Source organism: Modestobacter sp. VKM Ac-2983, assembly GCF_026967885.1.
Taxonomy (GTDB): Bacteria; Actinomycetota; Actinomycetes; order Mycobacteriales; family Geodermatophilaceae; genus Modestobacter.
In genome coordinates this window covers 624,342-641,574 of record NZ_JAPVBK010000002.1, presented here as the reverse complement: position 1 = coordinate 641,574, position 17,233 = coordinate 624,342, and the positions used below count along the sequence as shown (strand labels likewise).

General features: G+C 75.0%; 17 protein-coding genes. 12 read left to right on the top strand and 5 right to left on the bottom strand.

Annotation, left to right across the window (positions count from 1 at the left end; translation table 11 throughout):
- Nucleotides 1–5 precede the first annotated feature (5 nt).
- Complete coding sequence (locus O2W18_RS09490) at nt 6–2,753, bottom strand: endo-1,4-beta-xylanase (RefSeq protein WP_269187286.1); 2,748 nt, start codon at nt 2,751–2,753, stop codon at nt 6–8.
- A gap of 180 nt (nt 2,754–2,933) precedes the next feature.
- Between O2W18_RS09490 and O2W18_RS09485 the strand changes: the two genes are divergently transcribed.
- From O2W18_RS09485 to mgrA, 10 genes are all read left to right on the top strand, one after another.
- Nucleotides 2,934–3,263 (top strand): putative quinol monooxygenase, encoded by a 330-nt coding sequence (locus tag O2W18_RS09485; protein ID WP_269173244.1) that lies wholly within the window; start codon nt 2,934–2,936, stop codon nt 3,261–3,263.
- A 33-nt stretch (nt 3,264–3,296) separates the two neighbouring features.
- On the top strand, nt 3,297–4,148 hold the full coding sequence (gene pdxY, locus O2W18_RS09480) for a pyridoxal kinase PdxY (protein WP_269187285.1): 852 nt from the start codon (nt 3,297–3,299) through the stop codon (nt 4,146–4,148).
- Between the two features lie 2 nt (nt 4,149–4,150).
- The gene (locus O2W18_RS09475) at nt 4,151–4,498 is read left to right on the top strand and encodes a heme-binding protein (protein ID WP_269187284.1); all 348 of its coding nucleotides are present in this window, start codon (nt 4,151–4,153) and stop codon (nt 4,496–4,498) included.
- A 396-nt stretch (nt 4,499–4,894) separates the two neighbouring features.
- Nucleotides 4,895–5,083, top strand: a complete 189-nt coding sequence (locus tag O2W18_RS09470; RefSeq protein WP_269187283.1) for an RGCVC family protein — start codon at nt 4,895–4,897, stop codon at nt 5,081–5,083.
- Nucleotides 5,084–5,182: 99 nt separating this feature from the next.
- A complete protein-coding gene (locus tag O2W18_RS09465; protein WP_269187282.1) occupies nt 5,183–6,097 on the top strand; it encodes an ATP-binding cassette domain-containing protein in 915 nt (304 codons plus the stop codon).
- A complete protein-coding gene (locus tag O2W18_RS09460) occupies nt 6,094–6,852 on the top strand; it encodes a hypothetical protein (RefSeq protein WP_269187281.1) in 759 nt (252 codons plus the stop codon). Before O2W18_RS09465 ends, O2W18_RS09460 begins: the two co-directional genes overlap by 4 nt.
- A 2-nt stretch (nt 6,853–6,854) precedes the next feature.
- Nucleotides 6,855–8,072 (top strand): sensor histidine kinase, encoded by a 1,218-nt coding sequence (locus tag O2W18_RS09455; protein ID WP_269187280.1) that lies wholly within the window; start codon nt 6,855–6,857, stop codon nt 8,070–8,072.
- Nucleotides 8,069–8,743, top strand: a complete 675-nt coding sequence (locus tag O2W18_RS09450) for a response regulator (protein ID WP_269163404.1) — start codon at nt 8,069–8,071, stop codon at nt 8,741–8,743. The genes O2W18_RS09455 and O2W18_RS09450 overlap by 4 nt, the downstream gene beginning before the upstream one ends.
- Nucleotides 8,744–8,812: 69 nt before the next feature.
- Nucleotides 8,813–9,730, top strand: a complete 918-nt coding sequence (locus O2W18_RS09445; RefSeq protein WP_269187279.1) for a pentapeptide repeat-containing protein — start codon at nt 8,813–8,815, stop codon at nt 9,728–9,730.
- Between the two features lie 28 nt (nt 9,731–9,758).
- Complete coding sequence (gene mgrA / locus O2W18_RS09440) at nt 9,759–10,796, top strand: L-glyceraldehyde 3-phosphate reductase (RefSeq protein WP_269187278.1); 1,038 nt, start codon at nt 9,759–9,761, stop codon at nt 10,794–10,796.
- A gap of 30 nt (nt 10,797–10,826) precedes the next feature.
- Here the strand turns inward: mgrA and O2W18_RS09435 are convergent, their stop codons facing one another.
- The 3 genes from O2W18_RS09435 to O2W18_RS09425 form a co-directional block, all read right to left on the bottom strand.
- Nucleotides 10,827–11,237 (bottom strand): Fur family transcriptional regulator, encoded by a 411-nt coding sequence (locus tag O2W18_RS09435; protein WP_269187277.1) that lies wholly within the window; start codon nt 11,235–11,237, stop codon nt 10,827–10,829.
- A gap of 114 nt (nt 11,238–11,351) precedes the next feature.
- Nucleotides 11,352–12,062: a TIGR03943 family putative permease subunit gene (locus O2W18_RS09430; RefSeq protein ID WP_269187276.1), complete on the bottom strand. Its 711-nt coding sequence runs from the start codon at nt 12,060–12,062 to the stop codon at nt 11,352–11,354.
- Nucleotides 12,059–13,102: a permease gene (locus tag O2W18_RS09425; RefSeq protein ID WP_269187275.1), complete on the bottom strand. Its 1,044-nt coding sequence runs from the start codon at nt 13,100–13,102 to the stop codon at nt 12,059–12,061. The genes O2W18_RS09430 and O2W18_RS09425 overlap by 4 nt, the downstream gene beginning before the upstream one ends.
- An 80-nt stretch (nt 13,103–13,182) precedes the next feature.
- Between O2W18_RS09425 and O2W18_RS09420 the strand changes: the two genes are divergently transcribed.
- Together O2W18_RS09420 and O2W18_RS09415 are read left to right on the top strand one after the other, a co-directional pair.
- A complete protein-coding gene (locus O2W18_RS09420; protein WP_269187274.1) occupies nt 13,183–13,494 on the top strand; it encodes a DUF1490 family protein in 312 nt (103 codons plus the stop codon).
- 2 nt (nt 13,495–13,496) lie between these two features.
- A complete protein-coding gene (locus O2W18_RS09415) occupies nt 13,497–15,695 on the top strand; it encodes a heavy metal translocating P-type ATPase (RefSeq protein ID WP_269187273.1) in 2,199 nt (732 codons plus the stop codon).
- Nucleotides 15,696–15,775: 80 nt separating this feature from the next.
- Here O2W18_RS09415 and O2W18_RS09410 read toward each other — a convergent pair whose 3' ends face one another.
- Nucleotides 15,776–17,086 carry an MFS transporter gene (locus tag O2W18_RS09410; protein ID WP_269187272.1) on the bottom strand — a complete coding sequence of 437 codons (1,311 nt, stop codon included), beginning with the start codon at nt 17,084–17,086 and terminating at the stop codon, nt 15,776–15,778.
- Between the last annotated feature and the right edge of the window lie 147 nt (nt 17,087–17,233).

Sequence of the window (17,233 nt, the reverse complement as noted above, 5' to 3'; positions counted from 1 at the left end):
GGTGGTCAGCGTCGGACGTCGATGGTGACCGTCGTCGTGCTGCTCACCGGGGCACCCCGGCTGTCGGTCATCGACATCGTGCAGTCGTAGGTGACCTGCCCGACCTGCGTGGGCCGGGCCCGCAGGGTGAAGTTCCCGTTCTGGCCCGCCGGGTAGTCGCGGTTGCCGACCTGCCGGGCCGACCCGGGCGCCAGGTCCAGCGCCAGGGCCGGGCCTGCCGTCTGGGTGCAGGAGTACTCGAACGAGCTGCCCAGCAGCACGCCTGCGCCCCGGTTGCCGAACTGCACGACCAGCTGGACGGTCTGCTTGGCGTTCGCCTGCACAACCGGCCCGTTGTTGATCTGCTGGTAGAGCTCGGTCTCCGTCGCCGGCGGGGTGACCACCACGTCGAAGGTGCTCGGGTTCGACGTGTTGCCCGCGCTGTCGGTGGCCGTGCAGCTCACCTCGGTGGTGCCGATCGGGAAGACCGCCCCCGGCGCAGGAGCGCAGGTCGCCGTCACGTCGCCGTCCCGGGTGTCCCCGGCCTCCGGCAGCGCGTACCGCACCACGGCCCCGGCGGGGCTGGTGGAGTCGGCGGCCACGTCGTCGGTGCCGGCGATCCGCGGCGGGAGCTGGTCGGCCGGACGCGGCGCCAGCTGCGCCGGGTCGACGATGCCCCAGTAGGCGGGCAGGACCTGCAGGTCGTCGTCGAAGGGCAGCGGCGACTCCCACGGCCGGGCCGCCGGCCAGGTGCGCAGCCAGCTGCGGCCGGTGCTGATCCCCCAGAAGGTGACCGCCTCGATGGAGTCGGCGTGGCCCCGCAGCATGTCGAACAGGTCCCGGTAGTAGTACCCGAGCTCGGTCTCGGCCGCGTCCTGGTCGGCCATCGCCGGCGAGTGCTGCGGCACGGTGCCGTTGCTGACGTCGGCGCCGTTGTTCTCCTTGGAGCTGCTCACGTCCAGCTCGGTGATCGCCTGCAGCAGCGGCGTCCCGGTCCGGGCGCTGAGCTGCTCCACGGCGGTCAGCGAGTCGTCCAGCCACTCCACCGGGCGGGCGAAGTCGACGTGGGCCTGGTGGCCCACCCCGTCGATCGGCACGCCGCGCTCGACCAGGCTGGAGATCAGGTCGAGGTAGTCGGCCCGCTTGGTCGGCATCTCGCTGTTGTAGTCGTTGATGAACAGCGCGGTGTCCGGGAAGTACCGGTCGGCCAGCCGGAACGCCTCGTCCACGAAGCCCTCGCCGAGGACCTGGAACCAGCGGCTGTCCCGCATGTCGTGCGGGTTGGCGTTGTCACCGTCGGCGATGACCTCGTTGACCACGTCCATCGCCCAGATCGGTGAGTCGCCGTCCGGGTACCGGGCGTCGACGTGGTCGGCGATCGCCTTGATGTGCGCCTCCATCCGGGCGCGCAGCAGGGCCTGGTCGGCCGGGCTGTCGGTCAGCGGGCGGTCGCCGTCGAGGAAGAACCAGTCCGGGGTCTGGCTGTGCCAGACCAGCACGTGCCCGTAGACGTCGGTGCCGGTGGCGTCGGCGAAGTCGAGCAGCGCGTCGAGGTCACCGAAGGTGAAGGTGCCCTCCACCGGCTGGATCTCACCCGGCTTGCCGTCGTTCTCCGGGGTGATCGCGTCGAAGTGCCGCTGCACCAGCTGCGCCGGCCGGCCCACGGTCTCCCGCTGGTCGATCGCCACGCCGACGTGCTCGAAGCCGTCATCGCCCAGCACGGCGGCGAGCCCGGGGACGTCCTGGAGCGGGGTCTCGGCGAAGCCGGTCAGGGCGAAGTCGTCGATCAGGAAGTCGACCCCCGCGTCGCCCTCGACGTACACCTGCGCGGTGTCGATCGCCGCACCGAGCGTGTACGTGCCACGCAGTTGGGTCCACTCCTCGGCGGTGACGACGGCGGAGGCGCCGGAGACGCCCTCGTAGGCGGTCGTCGCGCCGGCCCGGTCCCGCTGGACCGAGACCTTGAGCGACGCCGGTGCCTGACCCGGCGCCAGCTTCGCCCAGACCGACACCTGCACGGTCTCGCCGACGGCCAGCCCGTCGGTGACGTCGAGAGCCGGCCCCTGCCAGGCCTGCAGCCGGTTGGTCGCCAGCAGGCTCGTGGACCCGCTGTGCGCATCGGCCGTGGTGGTGCTGACCCGGGCGTCCCCACGGGGACCCCAGCCACCGGCGCCGCTCTCGAAGTCGGTGGCCAGGTCCACCCGGGTGCCGGGCTCGACCGGCCCGGCCGCCTCGCCCGTGATCGTCACGTCGTCGACGAAGAACGCCTGGGTCGCGTCGGGGCTCTCCAGGTAGAGCTCCAGGCCGCTGTTGCTGGTGCCGAACTCGTAGGTGCCGCTGACCTTGGTCCAGGAGCTGTCGGAGACGGCGACCTGCCAGGCCACGGTGTCGTAGCTGGTCGAGCCGCCCGTGGGCGTCCGCGCCGCGCTCATCGTCACGACGTCGGTCTCCGGCTCCGGCGTGGTGTCGGCGAGCCGCACCCACGCCTCGACCTCCCAGCTGCCGGCCGGCAGCAGCGCGGCGGCGTCCAGCGCCGGGCCGTGCCAGGTGTCGGTGCGCCCGGTGACCGCCAGGCTCTGCGCACCGGTGCGCGCCTGGGTGGTGCTGGGTGCGACCTGCGCCGTCCCGCGGCCGGACCAGCCGCCGGTGTCCTGCTCGAAGTCGGCCGTGTGCACGGTTGCGGGCGCGGCACCGGCTGACGGCGCCGCCACCACCCCCGCCGTGGCGACCATGCCGAGCATCGCTGCCCCGGCTCCCAGACGTCGTCGTCCCATGTGTCGTTCTCCTCGGGTCGGTGCGCGAGCAGCGCTGCTGCGTGACCTGACCAGTTCCGAGAACTATCGGAAGTGGCCCGAGAGAGTGAACCGCACCACACGAGCACCGGTCAACGGCGTCCCATCCGGTGGGACGCCACCGGCGGGTGCGGCATGGGGCGAGCGACCTACGCTGACCCGGTGATCCTCATCGTGGTGAAGTGGCCGGTCCGTCCGGAGTTCGACGAGCGCTGGCCCGAGCTCGTCCGGGAGTTCACCGAGGCGGTGCGCGCCGAGCCGGGCAACGTCTTCTTCGAGTGGTCCCGCAGCGTGGAGGAGCCGCACACCTGGGTGCTCGTGGAGGGGTTCCGCGACGCCGAGGCCGGTGCGGTGCACACCTCCTCCGACCACTTCCGGAAGGCGATCTCCGAGATGCCGGACTGGGTCTCGGCGACGCCGTCGATCATGTACGTCGACTCCCCCGATCTGGCCGGCTGGGGCCCGATGGGCGAGGTCCAGCCCCGCGGCTGACCCGCCCGGGATCGATGTGCGATGTTCTGCCGCATGGTGAACGTCCTGTCGATCCAGTCCCACGTCGCCTACGGCCACGCCGGCAACGCCTCGGCGGTGTTCCCGCTGCAGCGGCTGGGCGTGGAGGTCTGGCCGGTGCACACCGTCCAGTTCTCCAACCACACCGGCTACGGCGCCTGGACCGGCCGGGTGTTCGACGGCCAGGCCGTCGACGAGGTGGTGCAGGGCATCGAGGACCGCGGCGTGCTGGGCAGCTGCGACGCCGTGCTGTCCGGGTACCTGGGATCGGCCGACATCGGGCACGCCGTGCTCGGCTCGGTGGCCAAGGTGCGCAGCGCCAACCCGGCGGCGGTCTGGTGCTGCGACCCGGTGATCGGCGACGTCGGGCGCGGGGTGTTCGTCCGGCCCGGCATCCCGGAGTTCATGCGGGACGTCGCCGTCCCGGCCGCCGACATCGTCACCCCGAACCACTACGAGCTGGACCTGCTGTCCCAGTCCGAGACCCGGTCACTGGGCTCGGTCAAGGACGCGGTGGCCGCCGTCCAGGCGCTCGGCCCGCGCGTGGTGCTGACCACCTCGCTGGTCACCGAGGACACCCCGGACGACGCCGTGGACCTGCTGGCGTCGGAGGGCGGCCGGCACTTCCTGGTCCGCACGCCGCGCCTGGACCTGTCGGTGAACGGTGCCGGCGACGCGATCGCGGCGCTGTTCCTGGCGCACTGGCTGAGCACCCGGTCGGCCGGCGAGGCGCTGGCCCGGGCCGCGGCGTCGGTCTTCGGCCTGCTGCAGCGCACCGCCGACGCCGGCTCGCGCGAGATCCTGCTGGTCGCCGCCCAGGACGAGTACGTCAACCCCACCCGCACCTTCGACGTGACCGAGGTCTGACCATGAGCGACTTCCCCGCCCTGACCGAGCTCGCCGCGCAGGAGGAGGAGCTGCAGCTGCGCGGCTTCACCAACGACGACGCCTGGATCGCGCGCAAGGCCGCCACCGTGCACCGGTTCGGGCACAGCTCGCTCTACGTCGGCCAGCGCGCCCGCGAGGCCGGGACGACGTTCGAGGAGGAGTTCGGGCTGGACCCGCAGCAGTACGTGGCCCACGGCGGGGGCTTCCCGCTGCTGGTGCGCGACGTCGGCCCGGTCGGCGTGGTGGTGGTCTCCGGGCTGCCGCAGGTGGAGGACCACGCGATGGTCGTCGCCGCGCTGCGCGAGCTGGTCGCCCAGCAGTCGGCCTGACCGCCCGGTCCCCCGGCTGGGGGACCGGGCGCGGGCTCACTTCTTGCCGTGCGTCAGCTTCTCCATGCCCGAGGCGGTGTCCGTGGACGCCTTCTTGGCAGCCCGCTTCTCCTTGATGCTCGAGCCGGACTTCTTCGATGCGTTCTTGTCGACCATGACCACTCCTCATCGCAGAACCGGTCGGCTCCAGGGGCCGGACGGTACGCCGCACCCACCCGGCCGCGGCGGTGCTCCCGCCCGGGTGCGTGCCGTGGCGCGGCCCGGCGGGCGCGCCCGGCCTCGCCACCGGCGTAGCGTCGGGCCCACGGTCACCTCGCCGGTCCCGGACAGCCGTCCAGGGCGGCGATCCCCTCCCGGGGCACCACCGCCGAGCCGTCGGCGGAGTCAGGCCTCGCCATGACCGCACCCACGTACGCCCCCTCGCCCACCACCGCCCTCCCGGCCCCCGCCGACCGCACCGGCGACGAGCCCGGCTGCCCGGCCTGCGCCCACCCGATGGACGCCCACGACCCGATCGGGGCCCGGTTCTGCCTGGCCACCGCCGCGGGGACACTGGACCGCGGCTGCGCCTGCCGCCTCGGCTGACCCACGCACGGCGCCTCCTCCGCACGCCGTACCGGCCGCTGCCGGAGATCGTCCGCAGGGAGGACGCCGCGGGGGCCGCGCGTCCCTAGCGTCGACCGCGTGATCGACGTCGACTGTGTGAGCAAGCGCCACGGGGACCGGTGGGCCGTCCGCGACCTGACCGTCACCGTGCACCCGGGGCGGGTCACCGGCCTCCTCGGACCGAACGGGTCCGGCAAGTCCTCCACCCTGCGGATGGCGGTCGGGCTGGACGCGCCGACGAGCGGCCGGGTGCTGGTGGACGGCCGGCGGTACGCCGACCACCCCTGGCCGCTGACCCGGGTCGGTGCGCTCCTGGACGCGCGTGGGGTGCACCCCGGGCGCACGGCCCGCGCCCATCTCCACGTGCTGGCGGCCACCCATCGGCTGCCCCGGCGCCGGGTGGACGAGGTGCTGGACCTGGTCGGCCTGACCGACGTCGCGCACCGCCGGTCCGGCGGCTTCTCCCTGGGCATGAGCCAGCGCCTGGGCATCGCCGCGGCGCTGCTCGGCGACCCTGCCGTGGTGCTGCTCGACGAGCCGGTCAACGGCCTGGACCCCGACGGCGTCCGCTGGCTGCGTGCCCTGCTCCGTCAGCTCGCCGACCAGGGGCGCACGGTGCTGGTCTCCAGCCACCTGCTCGCCGAGATGGCGACGACCGCCGATCACCTGGTCGTCCTCGGCCGGGGCCGCCTGCTGGCCGATGCCCCGCTGGGCGAGCTGCTGGCGTCGGTGTCCCGGCCGGCCGTACGGGTCCGCACCCCGGACGCCCGCCGGCTGCACGGACTGCTCGCCGCACCGGGCGTGCTGCTGAGCGCCCCGGCCGGCGACGTCCTCCGGGTGGAGGGCGCCACGGCCGAGCGGATCAGCGAGCTGGCCCGGGAGCACGGCCTGCCCGTGCACGAACTGGTCCCCGAGCAGCCGTCGCTGGAGGACGCCTTCGCGGCGTTGACCGAGGACGCCGTCGAGTTCGACGCGGGCCGGGTGTCCCGATGACCGCCGCGACCCCCGTCGCCAGGGCGGGCACCGCTGCCGGCGCGTGGTCCGGCGCCGTCCGTGCGGAGTGGGTGAAGCTGCGCAGCCTGCGGTCGACCGTGGCGAGCTACGCGGCGATCGCCGCCGTCCTCGCCGTGCTCGGCGGCACCTGGCTCACCCTGCCGGACGGCGACGGCGCCGGCGCGGTGTTCACCGCACTGCTGCTGGCCGAGCTCCTCGTCGCCGCGACGGCCGTGCTCGCCGCCGCAGGTGAGTTCAGCGCGGCGACGGCCCGCTCGACGTTCACCGCCGTCCCCCGCCGGACCCTGGTGCTCACCGCCAAGCTCGCCGTGCACGGCGGTGCGGTGCTCGTCCTGCTGGTGCTCGGCGCCGCGGCCGGCACGGTGCTGGCGACGCTGACCGCGCCAGAGGTCGCCGGCAGCCCGCTGCACCCGCTGGTGCTGCGCGCCGCGGCCGGCACGGCACTCGCCCTGGTCTGCGTGGTCGCGATCGGCATCGCAGCGGGGACGCTGACCCGCTCGCCGGCCGGCGGCGTGGGCGTGACCCTGGCCCTGCTCGTGCTGCCGGCCGTGGTGGTGACTGCGCCCCGGGTGACCGCGTTCCTGCCCGGCCGCGCGGTCGAGGCCCTGGTGTTCACCGACCGGCCGCCGGCCGCCCACCTGTTGCCGCCGATGGCCGCGATCGCGGTGCTCGTCGGGGAGGCCGTCGTGGCCGTGCTCGTCGCGGCCGTCGTGCTGCGCCGCCGGGACGTCTGACCGTGCCGCGCGAGGAGGTCGCCGGCCGGTTGCCCCGCTGGGCCCGCGCACACCCGCTGCTGGTGGACGCGTCGGTGGCCGCCCTGGTCCACGTCGTCCTCACCGCAGCGGTCACCACCACCGCCGAGGTCACCCATCCGGGCGGCCCGTGGCTCGGCGCGCTGACGAACCTCCTGCTGGTCGCCCCGCTCGTCTGGCGACGCCTGGCTCCGCTGGCCACGCTGGTCGCCGTGCTCGCCATCGCGGTCCTCACCGTGGGGCTGATCGGCCCGATGGGTGGCGAGGCGGCCGCACTCGTCGCGCTGGGCACCGCAGTCACCGAGGCGTCCAGCTGGCCGCGGACCGCGCTGCCCGTGGCGGTCGCGGTGCTCGGGCTGGCCGGTCTGGCCGGCGTGAGCGACACGGCGCTGACCGCCGACCGGCTGGTGGCCGGCGTCGCCGCCCTGGTCGCCGCCGTCGCCGTGGGCGCCGCGGGGCGACTGGCGCGGGAGCGCCGGCTCGTGCTGGCCGAACAGGAGGCGGAGCGGGAGGCCGGCCGCAACCGGGCCGCGGCCGAGCGGACGGCGCAGGCGCTGGCCGCCGAGCGGGCCCGGATCGCCCGTGAGCTGCACGACGTCGTGGCGCACGAGGTGACCGTGATGGTGTCGCTGGCCGACGGCGCTCAGGTGGCGGCCCGGCACTCCCCGGAGCGCGCGCACCAGGCGATGGCCCAGGTGTCCGCGACCGGCCGCGAGGCACTGCGGGAACTGCGCCGCCTGCTCGGCGTGCTCGCCCCGGACGACGGCCCTGGCCCTGGCCCGGCGCCGCAGCCGGGGATCGGCGGGATCGGCGACCTGGTCGACCGGGTGCGTGCGGCCGGGCTGGACGTCTCGCTCCAGATCGGGGGCACCGCCGACGGGCTGGACCCGATGTCCCAGCTGACCATCTACCGCGTGGTCCAGGAGGCGCTCACCAACGTGCTGCGGCACGCGGCCTCCCCCACCCGGGCCGAGGTGCGGCTCGATGTCGGAGCCACAGCGGTACGGCTCGAGGTGCTGGACGACGGGGTGGCAGCGGGCGCCGGCCGGGGCGGGCCGGGGGCGCCGGGGCGCGGCCTGCTGGGGATGCACCAGCGGGCCGCGCTGCACGGCGCCGACCTGGAGGCCGGCCCGGTAGACGGCGGAGGCTGGCGGGTCGCCCTGCTGCTGCCGCTGACCGCCGGGGCGGAGGCGGTGGCGTGATCCGGCTGCTGCTCGTCGACGACCAAGCGTTGCTGCGCCACGGGATGACCCTGGTGCTGGAGGGCGAGGACGACCTGACGGTGGTCGGCGAGGCGTCCGACGGAGCAGGCGCGGTGGAGCAGGCGGTGCGGCTGCGGCCCGATGTCGTGCTGATGGACGTGCGGATGCCCGGCATGGACGGCATCGAGGCGACGCGCCGGCTGGCCGCGCTCGTCCCGGAGGTGCGGGTGCTCATCCTGACCACCTTCGACCTGGACGAGCACGCCTTCGCCGGGCTGCGCGCCGGGGCCAGCGGCTTCCTGCTGAAGGACGTGCCGCCGGCCGAGCTGGCGGGCGCCGTCCGAGCGGTCGCCCGAGGCGATGCGGTGATGGCGCCCACCCTGACCCGGCGGCTGCTGGACGCCTACGCACACCGGCTCCCCACCGGACCGGTCCAGCTGCCGCGGCGGGGGCTGGACCACCCCGCCCTGGCCAGGCTCACGGATCGGGAGCGGGAGGTGCTGGGTGAGCTGGCCGGCGGGCTGAGCAACGCGGAGATCGCCGCCCGCCTGGTGCTCTCGGAGACGACCGTGAAGACCCACGTGAGCCGGCTGTTGCACAAGCTGCAGCTGCGGGACCGGGTGCAGGCGGTGATCGTCGCCTACGAGACGGGGCTGGCGCCGCGCGGCTGAGCCGGTGACCGGCCTAGCCTGGGACGCCCGGCCGGACGGCGGGGACGACGACGTCCGGAGGACCGCACCGTGCCCGATCGTCCCGGCATCCCGGTGGACCTCGTCCTCGACACCTCGCGGGAGCTCGCCGGCGCGCGCCGGGACCTGACCGCTGACTGCAGTCGCTGTAGCGGGCTGTGCTGCGTGGTGCCGGCCTTCGCCGCCTCCGCGGACTTCGCGATCGACAAGCCGGCCGGCACCCCCTGCCCGAACCTGCAGCCCGACGCCCGCTGCGGGGTGCACGACCGGCTGCGTGACCGCGGGTTCCCCGGCTGCGTCGTCTTCGACTGCTTCGGCGCCGGCCAGCGGGTCACCGAGGACACCTTCCCCGGCCGGGACTGGCGCACCGATGCAGCGACAGCAGCGGCGGTGTTCGCCGTCTTCCCGGTGATGAGGCAGCTCACCGAGCTGCTGTGGCACCTCACCGAGGCGCGGACCCTGCTGCCGGCCGGGTCACTGGCCACCGAGGTCGCGACCGCGCACGCCCGCACCGAGGAGCTCACCCGGGCGGCCGCCGACGAACTGGCCGTCCTGGACGCCGCAACGCTGCGACGCGAGGTCGGCGAGCTGCTCGGCCGGGTCAGCGACGCCGCCCGGGCCGACGTGCCCGACCGGGCCCGGGACCGCCGCAGCGCCGACCTGATGGGCGCCGCACTGCGCGGGGCGGACCTGCACGGGGCCAGCCTGCGCGGCGCCTACCTGATCGGGGCAGACCTGCGCGGCGCCGACCTGCGGCACACCGACCTCCTGGGTGCCGACCTGCGGGCCGCCGACCTGCGCGGGGCCGACCTCACCGGCGCGATCTTCCTCACCCAGCCCCAGCTGACCGCCGCCGTCGGCGACGCGGGCACGACGCTGCCGGAGTCGATGACCCGGCCCGCACACTGGTCGACCTCCACCGCAGCTGCACCTACCGAGCGCGGCCGCCGACGCCCCCGTCGTCGCTGACCGGCTGCCTGCCCGGCACGATCAGCCCATGGGCTACAGCGCGGAGAGCACCCGCTACGACTCGATGACCTACCGGCGCACCGGCGCCAGCGGCCTGGACCTGCCGGCGGTCAGCCTCGGTCTCTGGCACAACTTCGGGGACGACGTCCCCTTCGACCGGCAGCGGGACATCCTGCGGCGCGCCTTCGACCTGGGGATCACCCACTTCGACCTGGCCAACAACTACGGCCCGCCCTACGGCAGCGCGGAGACGAACTTCGGCCGGCACCTGGCCGACGACTTCCGCCCGTACCGCGACGAGCTGGTCCTCTCCACCAAGGCCGGCTACGACATGTGGCCCGGTCCGTACGGGCAGGGCGGCGGCTCGCGCAAGTACGTGCTGTCCAGCTTGGACCAGTCACTGCAACGAATGGGCGTCGAGTACGTCGACGTCTTCTACAGCCACCGACCCGACCCGACGACGCCGCTGGTGGAGACGATGGGCGCGCTGCACACGGCCGTCCAGTCGGGCAAGGCGCTCTACGCGGGCATCTCCTCCTACTCGCCGGAGATGACGGCGCAGGCGGCGGAGATCCTGGCCGACCTGGGGACGCCGCTGCTGATCCACCAGCCCTCCTACTCGATGCTCAACCGCTGGATCGAGACCGAGGGGCTGCTGGACACCCTCGCCGACGTGGGCGCCGGTTGCATCGCCTTCTCCCCACTGGCCCAGGGGATGCTCACCGACAAGTACCTCGACGGCGTGCCGGAGGGCTCGCGGGCCGGTCAGTCCAAGTCACTGGACCCCGGGATGATCACCCCCGAGTACGTGACGCACGTGCGGGCGCTCAACGAGCTCGCGCAGGCCCGCGGCCAGAGCCTGCCCCAGCTCGCGCTGGCCTGGGCGCTGCGCGACCCGCGGGTCACCTCCGTGCTGATCGGGGCGAGCAGCGTGCGGCAGTTGGAGCAGAACGTCGCCGCCCTGGAGAACCTGGAGTTCTCCGCCGAGGAGCTGACCGCCATCGACCAGCACGCCGTCGACGCCGGCATCGACCTGTGGCAGGCCGCCCGGGAGGGCGCGATGTGACGCCCGCCGAGGCTCGACCGGCCGGGCGGTTCAGCCCGGCCGGTCGGCCGAGGGCGCCCCGGCGCTGTGGCAGGCCGCGCAGGTGCCGAAGATCTCCAGCGTGTGCGTGACGTCGACGAAGCCGTGCTCGGCGGCGACGCGGTCGGCCCAGCGCTCGACCGTGGGGCCCTCGACCTCCTCGGTGCGGCCGCAGGCGCGGCAGACGAGGTGGTGGTGGTGCCGGGTGCTGCACCGCCGGTAGATGGCCTCACCGGCGTCGGTGCGGATCGAGTCCAGCTCGCCGTCGTCGACCAGCGCCTGGACGGCCCGGTAGACCGTCGACAGCCCGATCGAGTCGCCGGAGGCGCGCATCCGGGCGTGCACCTCCTGCGCGCTGTGGAAGCCCTCGAGCTCGTCGAAGACGGCGTTGACGGCGGTGCGCTGGCGGGTGTTGCGGATCATCTGGTCGTCTCCTCGTCGAGGCGGCCCGCGTGGTCGTGCGGAAGAGCCCGGCGTCCTTCGCATGAGGATAGGAGCATGTGAGAACTGTTGTCGACTGCGGGGGCACCCACCGGCTCACTCGTAGGGCTCGGCCGGTGCCTCCACCGCCGCCACCCGGACGGCGTCGATCGCCGGCTCCGGGTACCCGACCGCCGGGTCGACCTGGGGCGGGACGTGACTGCCGACCACCTCCACCCACTGGTCGGGCTCGAACTCCGCGGGCCCGTCCGGCACGGCCACCCGGATCGCCGTGGCGTCGGCGGCGCAGCAGTTGATGGCGAAGCGGGTGACGTACCAGCCGCCGGCCGCCCGGGGGGAGACGAAACCGACCAGCCGGACCCGGCGCCCGTCCAGCGCGCTGGTGTCCTGGGCGAGCGACCAGACGTAGTAGGAGAACAGCGTCGACGTCGCGTGGTCGGCGCCCGGGTCGTCGGCTCCGATGCCCGCCGACGGCGGTTCGTCGGGGACCGCCACCGGCGCCGACGCCTGCCGGCTGGCGGTGTAGGAGCCGAGCGCGGGCGGGGCGATGACCAGGACCACCGCCACCGGCGCGGCCAGCAGCCACCCGACCGCCGGGCCGGAGTGGTCGTGCCCGGCGTCGCCGCGGCTGCGGCGCAGACCGCTGAGCGCCAGCAGGACCACGACCACCCCGGCCCCGAGCAGCAGCGGCCGGAAACCGGCCCGCACGTAGTCGAGGTACCGGTCGCTGCCGGCCACGAACAGCACGACGACGCCGAGCAGCAGCAGGAGCACGTGCTGGGTGGTCCGGTCCGGGCGGCCGCTCACAGCAGGACCGCCCCCACCGCGCTGGCGAGCAACACCGCGACGACGAACGTCACCGGTGCGAACCGGAGCGCGAAGCCGCGGCCGAAGGTACCCACCTGGAGCGCGATCAGCTTCACGTCGACGGCCGGACCGACGACGAGGAACGCCAGCCGGGCGGTGAGCGAGAAGGAGGTGAGGCTGGCCGCCACGAAGGCGTCGGCCTCCGAGCAGATCGCCAGCAGCACCGCCAGCACGGCCAGCACCAGCACGGCGAGCACCGGGGACGCCGCGACCTGTTCCAGCCAGCTCCGCGGCACCAGCACCCCCAGCGTCGCGGCAGCCGCACCGCCGACGACCAGGAAGCCGCCGGCGTGCACCAGGTCGTGCGCCATGGCCGCACGGAAGCCGGCGAAACGGGTGAGACCGGGCGCCGCGGACGGCAGCCGGGCCAGCTGCAGCCACTCGCTGCGGCCCAACAGCGTCCACAGCCAGCCCATCACCAGCGCGACGCCGAGGGAGGCCAGGAAACGGGCGGCCACCATCTCGGGCTGTTCCGGGAAGGCCACCGCCGTGGCCACCAGCACCACGGGGTTGATCGCCGGCGCCGCCAGCAGGAAGGCCAGCGCCGCCGCCGGGGTCACCCCACGCCGCACCAGACTGCCAGCGACCGGGACCGAGGCGCACTCACAGCCGGGCAGCACCACCCCGGCCATCCCGGCCACCGGCACGGCCAGCGCGGGGCGGCGGGGCAGTGCCCGGGCGAAGAAGGACGGCGGCACCAGCGTGCTGATCGCCGCCGACAGCGCCACACCCAGCACCAGGAAGGGCAGCGCCTGCAGGCACACGGCGACGAAGACGGTGCTCCAGGCCAGCACCACCGGCTGCTGCAGGGACGCGGGGGCGAGGAAGTGCAGCAGCACCAGGACGGCGACCAGCCCGCCGAGCAGGTCGGTGCTGCGCACGCCGGCCCGGGCGGGCGGGCCCGCCCCGTCGACCCGACCCTCGTCGACCCTGCCGTCGTCGACCCGCACCTCGGCGATGACCGACTCCCCTCCGCGCATCGAACATGAGTCCCGTTACCGTGGCCGGAGCCACGATCTCATGCAGTCCGCGCCAGACCGACCGATCGAGGAGCACGTCGATGAGCGAGACGAAGAAGAACCGCGGTGCGACCGCCGGCCGGGTGCTGCGCAAGGCGGCCGGGACGGTGGCGACCGGGGTCGTCGGCGTCGCCGTCGTCCGCGCCGCCGAGGGCGGCGAGTCCGGCAGCCTGCCCCGCCGGCTGGCGGTCGGGGTGACGAAGTGGGGCATCCGCGGTGCCCGCCGCGCCGAGGTGGGCGTGGAGAAGGCCCGGCTCGCCGCCGGGGACGTGCGCGCCCGGGCCTACGCCGACCTCGGCGAGCAGGTGCCCCCGCCGGCCGACCGCTCCGGCGGCCACGACCACCAGCACTGACCGTGGAGACGGCGACCGGCACCGCCCGGCTGGTCAGTGACGCCGGCGGCCGGCTGCGGCTCGCCGTCCCCGCGCTGACCGGTGCACCCGCGCGGGCGGTGGCGCTGGAGGACCTGCTGGACGCGGTGCCCGGCGTCCGCACCGCGCACGCCTACCCGGTGACCGGGCAGGTGCTGGTCTGGCTGCACCCGGACGCCGACCCGCGCGCGGAGGTGCTCCGGGTGGCCACCTCGGCGGTCGCCCTGCCGGCGGCCGCCGAGGTCGCCCGCCCGCCGCGCTCGGCCGACGTCGCCAACGGCGAGCTGGTGCGGATCGCGGTCGGCGGCGCCGCCCTGGCGCTGCTGGGGGTGCGCCGGTACGGGTTCGGCCGGCCGCCGGTGCTCTCCGGCCGCAGCCGGCTGGTCGCCACCGCGCTCACGGTCTTCACCGGCTACCCCTTCGTCAAGGGCGCCGCCGGCGCCCTGGCCGGGAAGCGCAGCGCGGGCACCGACGCACTCGTCACCGCCGCCACCGTGGCCAGCCTGCTGTTGCGGGAGAACGTCGTCGCCCTCACCGTCCTGTGGCTGCTGAACATCGGCGAGTGGCTGCAGTCGGTCACCCTCCGCCGCACCCGCCGGGCCATCTCCGCGCTGCTGGCCGGCACCGAGACGACCGCGTGGGTGGTCGTCCCCGGTGAGGGCGGCGCGCCGGACGTCGAGCGGCAGGTCGACCTGGCCCGGCTCCGGGTCGGTGACCTGGTCGTGGTGCACGACCAGTCGACGCTGCCGGTCGACGGCGTGGTCGTCGAGGGCACCGGGGTGGTCGACCAGGCGGCGACCACCGGCGAGCCGCTGCCGGTCTCGGTCACCCCCGGGGCGACCGTGCACGCCGGGTCGGTGAACCTCCGCGGCCGGCTGGTGGTGCGGGCCTCGGCGACCGGCTCGGACACCGCGATCGGGCGGATCATCGCCCGGGTCGAGCAGGCCACCGACGACCGGGCGCCGATCCAGACCGTGGGCGAGGACTTCTCCCGTCGCTTCGTCCCCGCCTCGTTCGCCCTCGCCGCCCTCACCTGGCTGGTCACCCGGGACGTCCGCCGGGCGATGACCATGCTGCTCGTCGCCTGCCCCTGCGCAGTCGGGCTGGCCACCCCGACCGCGGTCAGCGCCGCCATCGGCAACGGCGCCTCGCGGGGCCTGCTGATCAAGGGCGGGGCGCACCTGGAGGCGGCCGGCCGGGTGGACGCCGTCGTCTTCGACAAGACCGGCACGCTGACCATCGGCCGCCCGGTGGTGACCAACGTCGTCTCCTTCTCCGATGCCTGGACCCCCGAGCGGGTGCTCGGCTACGCGGCGAGCTCCGAGGTGCACTCCCGGCACCCGCTGGCCCAGGCGGTGATCCGCTCCACCGAGGAGCGGCACGTGTTCATCCCGCCGCACGAGGAGTGCGAGGTGCTGCTCGGGCTGGGCATGCGCACCCAGGCCGACGGGCGGGTGCTGCTGCTGGGCAGCGAGCCGCTGATGGCCAGCGAGGGCGTCGCCGTCGGGGACGCCGCCCAGGGCTGGCTCGACCGGTTGCGCGTCGCCGCGGAGACCCCGCTGCTGCTGGCGGTCGACGGCGAGCTGGTGGGGCTGGTCAGCCTGCGGGACGAGGTGCGGCCGGAGTCCCGCGAGGTGCTGGAGACGCTGCGGGCCACCGGGGTCCGGCGGATCGTCATGCTCACCGGTGACCACGAGAGCACGGCCGCCGCCGTCGCCGCCGAGCTCGGGGTCACCGAGTGGCGGGCCGAGGTGCTGCCCGAGCACAAGCAGGACGTCGTCGCGGCACTGCAGGCCGAGGGGCACACCGTGGCGATGGTCGGCGACGGCACCAACGACGCCCCGGCGCTCGCCGCGGCCGACATCGGCATCGCGATGGGGGTCTCCGGCACCGACGTCGCGGTGGAGACCGCCGACGTGGCCCTGGTCGGCGACGACCTGCGGCACCTGCTGGACCTGCGCGAACTGGGCCGGCAGACGCTCGGCGTGGTGCGGCAGAACTACGGCATGTCGATCGCGGTCAACGGACTCGGGCTGGCCGTCGCCGGCGGCGGCGCTCTCTCCCCCGTGCTCGCTGCCGTGCTGCACAACGCCTCGTCGGTCGCCGTGGCGGTGAACTCCGCCCGGCTGGTGCGGCACCGCGGCAGCCGGGCGGACGGCGACGGTCGGCCTGCCGTCGGCTGACCCGCCGTGGGGTCAGCGGGCCTCGGGGACCCAGGGGGCGCCGGCCGGGTGACCGGTGTGGGACAGGGCCAAGCCGGCGGTCACGGCCCGACCGGCTCCTCGGCCGGCACCGCCGGTGCGGGCCGGCCCGCCGGCGTCCGGGAGATCCGCCGGGTGAGCACCGCCAGACCTATGGCGGAGGCCGCCGGCAGCGCGGCGAGCACCAGCCACGGGACGGTGGCGGCCGGCCGCGGCTCCCCCGCCAGGTCGAGCAGCGCCCCCACCCCGGTGCTGCCGACCAGCACCGCGGCGCCGCCGGCGGAGGCCAGGAACCCGAAGTGGGCGCCCAGTCGCCGTTCCCCGGCGAGCCGGGGCACCAGGTCCTGGGCGAGCGGGACGGCGACCATCTGGCCGGCGTAGAGCAGCAGCACCATGCCGGTCGCCGGCGCCAGCGCCCAGATGCCGGCCGGGGGCACGAACGGGGCGCAGGCCGCGACCAGTGCGAACGAGGCGCTCATCAGGGCGAAGCCGAACGGGAGCGCCCGGTGTGCGCCGGCTCGCCGGGCCCGGGCGGTGATCGGCAGCTGGAACACCAGCACCGAGACCGCGGCGAGCACGAACAGCCAGCCGAGCGCCCCCTGGCTGCCGGTTGCCCGGGAGAGCTCGACGGGGAGGGCCAGGTAGAGCTGGTTGTAGCTGAGCAGGTAGGTGCAGTAGCCGGCGGTGAAGACCAGGAAGGTGCGGTTGCGCAGCACGTGTCCCCACCCGGCGAGCACGCTCTCCTCCCCGCTGCCCTCGGTCCGCAGGTCGCCCGGCAGCCAGCGCAGGTGGGCGGCGAGGACGACGGCGAAGACCCCGGCGGCGACCCAGCAGGTGACGCTGAACGGCACGGTGAGCAGCGCCGCGCCCAGCGCCGGTCCGGTGACCGAGCCGAGCTTGCTGGCGATCGCGTCCAACCCGAACACCTCGGCCCGGGTGACCACGCCGGCGGCCTCGAGCCGCTGCCCCTGGTCGGCCAGCGCGGACTCCACCGCGGGGGAGAACAGGGCCGCGGCGAAGCCGACCAGCACCGTGCCCAGCAGCACGGCGGGCAGCGACGTGGCGACGGCGAGCACCGCAAACCCGGCGATCCGGACCAGGCAGCCGACGACCACGACCGGCTTGACCCCGAACCGGTCGGCCAGCCCGCCACCGACGAAGAACAGGCCCTGCTGGCTGAAGGTGCGCACCCCGAGCACCAGGCCGACCAGGCCACCGGCCAGCGCCAGGTCCTCGGTGAGGTGCACGGCCAGGAACGGCACCACCAGGTAGAAGCCGACGTTGAACGCCAGCTGGGAGAGCAGCAGCAGCCGCGGCACGGCCGGCAGCCGGCGGAACAGCACGACCGGCGCCCAGGAGAACCGCCCGCTCATGCCCGCCCCGGAGGCGTCCGGCCCGTCGGACTGCGTCGTGCCACGGGTCCTCCGAGATCGGGACGTGCCGGCGGCACGGAGTGCCCGGCGGTCCGGTCGGGCCGCGGGGTGGTCCCGCGCCCGGCAACTTTATTGCAACGCGCTTGC